The following is a 3,389-nucleotide window of genomic DNA, read 5'->3' on the forward strand; positions in this document are numbered from 1 at the left end:
TCGTCGTCCTTCCTGTACTGCTATATCCGCTGACTTGCCTTGAGCTAATTGTTTATAAAAGTGGCAGGCAAATCGGCTAGCTGTGCTATTAGACACTGGATACTGCATGGCCACGACTACAGGAATAAGTTGCTGCACAACCTTGGAAGCTAGCCCTACAGATGGTTTCGATGTAGACTCCATTGCTCCCTGACATGCCTGCAACACAATAATTCCAGGTCGATGGCGATTGAATAGATCACTAAAGTAATTGGCGGTAATCCACCGTGCCTGATCAAATTCATCCACCAAGGCAATTTCACCATTTTCATTCTCGAAACGACCATGACCGATGAAATGGAAAATATGAGGCTTTTTCCTAAGAACTTTATCAATAGCACTGCGGCTAGCTGGATTCACTACTGGTAACAATTCCACCTGCTCTGGTTGTTCCTGGGCTAGTGTTTCTATCGCCGCCTGCACTTTCTCGTAGGCAACTGGATTTAAATCTGTGGGTGCAGAGACAACTAAGGCAATCCGCATTTTTTCATTTGCGCCTAACTGAATCGGTGGTGCTGAAATCGGGTGTGAGGGCAGGCGCGAGAAGACCAAGCCAGGTGCAGTAGCCAACCAAATTGTTCCTGAGTTAGTCCTCTGAGGCAAACACATAAATTCCCACGGAAACGCTGCCACTTCAGGGATATTTTGCTCGTCTATATCTAGTTCTACCCGTAGCAGTTGCTGTTTAGTGCGAACAACTTCGTTATAAAATCCAATAAAATCATGGCAAAGTCGATCATCAAACAAGGTATCAAACAATGCTTCTCCGAGTAACCTCGACTTGTTAGCATCTTTGAGTCCATTTTTACGAACCTCCTCGATCAACTCCTTGACTTCTGGGGTGATCTTATCCTGATACCGAAATGGTCCAGAGATTCGATTATCGAGCTTTCCAGGTTCTTTCTTTTCAACCCCCACGGTATAATAATTTATCAGGTAGATGCGATAGGTGTAGTAGGCTCTAGTCATAGCTGTCTGATCAGATAAAGCTGATAATTGGTAAGCAATCAGCGGTCAGCGGTCAGCGGTCAGCGGTCAGTGGTCAGCTTAAAATAAACCTGATTTGGGATAATTTAATAGTTAGAGATGTTATAGAATTAGAAGTCTGGGAAAAAGCCCAATATAAGCATTCAGCTTTTGACTAAAATCAGCTAACCGCTGATAGCTGATAACTGATAGCTGATAACTGACCGCTGATAACTGAATGCTTACCATAGATTTACAATAAAAAGATGCACCCGATTTAAGTCGCTAAATCCTGTGTAAGATTAGCTTTCGGTAGCTTCAATATCCATTCCTTGACATCACTACGACTAAATTTAATCGCCGCCTTATTCTTATTTCGTATTAAAGTTTGTAATCTATCTGCCAGATCACTGAAAACATCACGGATATCAGCAGTTAACCAGTTCATATCCGGCTCACCCCAGGCGATACCGCGCAAATTAATAGACTTTATTTCCTTGGGCACTTTAAAAACAATAGCAAATTGGACTGTCGGTATGTTTTGGATTTCGGGCTCTTCAATGCGCCAGTAACACTTCGAGTTACCTTCACCTTGGGAAATTATTTCAAAGTGACCAGCTTCGTAAGCATACTCAGGAATGACAATGAATGCTTTGAGTTCGTTCTTATTTCCTACATTAGCTTTGAGCTCCGCAGGAATAGTGGTAAATTCGGCTAGTTCAGTGCTATCAATCCCGATACTCCAATCAAGATTGCTATTGATAGCTAAATTCATGCCCACCCCGAAGTTCATCACAGGTCGCCATTGGCTTTTGGGGAAAATAGCCTGAACGATGGGCTCTTTTTCTCCTTTGGGACTGAAGTCAAGCTCACAGCACAATCGCCAAAATCTAACCCCTGGTTTGGGACGTAAATCGACAGTCACAGTCATGTAATAGAAATCAAATGCATCACGCATTTGCTGTCGATAAATGTTGCTCAATCCCTCTTCAGTTTCTTCAAATAGGTCTTCGGTAAGCAATATCAACTTATCCCTGGGATTGCCAAAGCTAACTGTACTTTCCAGCAAGCTTTTAACGGCGGTTGCAGCTACACCAAGCTTTGTACTTTCATCCAGGCAACTTTCCCATTTTTTTACTTGCTCAAATAGGTCAGCCAAGAAAGTCTCAGCTTCTTGGGGATTGGGTAGCGGAATGTTTTCATCGGTCATTGACTTCAGCTCTATTTAGATTGACAAAGTTACTACACTTGGCAGCGAGGTATAGCACAAGCCACAATCACACAATTATTGATTAAGTTACTGGCAAGCTGCATCTACAGCTTCCATGGATAAGGGGGAAGTTAGAGAAGTTTACAACCCGCCTTTTCAATTAAATCCGTAATTTTACTAGACTTATTAATTATAAAAATTAGTATTATCTTATTATCTAGTCTTATGAGCTATGAAAGTTGTAATTGGCGTCACAAAAAATTGTCTAGCGAAGCCATAACAACTAGCTATATTTTTATGATTGATTATTTACTTTGAGTATAGTTTGTTTGATAGTAGTATATCACAATCTTCAACAAGAGGAACAAAATAGAGACAATTTTCGTCTAATCTTTTATTCTTTCATCAGAGAAAATAACCCTTTTCCAAATAGGTCATGAACACTAAGGCTGATTTCTGATCACATCAAAAAATATCGGAGCTCTTTCCTACTCTTCTCTTTTAGCTGTTTATTGTTTCCGGTTAGAGCCATCCTCTGTTTACATCTCATTTAAAAACTCTAATTTCCCCGAAACAATCGATCAATTTTAAGACTTATGAATTGACAAAAAAGCAAAAGTGTGCATAAAGCGGTTTTCTATTCGGTTAGGTACAAAGTCCTAGGAGGGAGTAGGGAGCAGTGAAGGGGCAAGGGGCAAGAGGCAAGAGGCAAGAGGCAAGAGGCAAGAGGGAAAACAATCCTGTGTACCTGATAGTTATGCAAACCGCCGTAAGGGAGAATAATATCAAGTCTGGTTGAATACCCATAATTAAGGAGAGGGTGGGGAGTGTGGGAAGTGTGGGGAGGGTGGGGAGATGGGGAGATAGGGAGATGGGGAGATGGGGAAGATTTTTATTAAGCGATGCAGCGCGGTCTTGGGGGTTTCCCCCATGAGCGACTGCATCAAGACAGGGTAATTATCCTGACTTGATATAAGACAAGCGATCGCATTCCCTATGGTCGAGTAACAAAGGGTTTCAGGAATGCGATCGCGCCCCGCGTGACCTACGGTCAATCGCTTTTCCATAAGAAAGGCAACAGGGAACAGCCAAGAGTTAGTATTTCGACAATGCAATAGTTTTTGATAACCCTCTTAACTTAAAAGTCCCACAAAACCTATAAACTCTATACATC

Annotated in this window: 3 protein-coding genes; all 3 read right to left on the reverse strand. The window is 41.9% G+C overall.

Annotated elements, in window-relative coordinates; genetic code table 11:
- On the reverse strand, positions 1 to 1,008 hold a 1,008-nt coding region (locus tag F6K49_RS37880; RefSeq protein ID WP_293105367.1), incomplete at its 3' end, for a CHAT domain-containing protein.
- Between the two features lie 274 nt (positions 1,009 to 1,282).
- The gene (locus F6K49_RS37885) at positions 1,283 to 2,215 is read right to left on the reverse strand and encodes a hypothetical protein (protein ID WP_293105369.1); all 933 of its coding nucleotides are present in this window, start codon (positions 2,213 to 2,215) and stop codon (positions 1,283 to 1,285) included.
- Positions 2,216 to 2,860: 645 nt separating this feature from the next.
- A complete protein-coding gene (locus F6K49_RS37890; RefSeq protein ID WP_293105371.1) occupies positions 2,861 to 3,022 on the reverse strand; it encodes a hypothetical protein in 162 nt (53 codons plus the stop codon).
- Between the last annotated feature and the right edge of the window lie 367 nt (positions 3,023 to 3,389).

It is taken from the genome of Moorena sp. SIO3I6 (genome assembly GCF_010672095.1).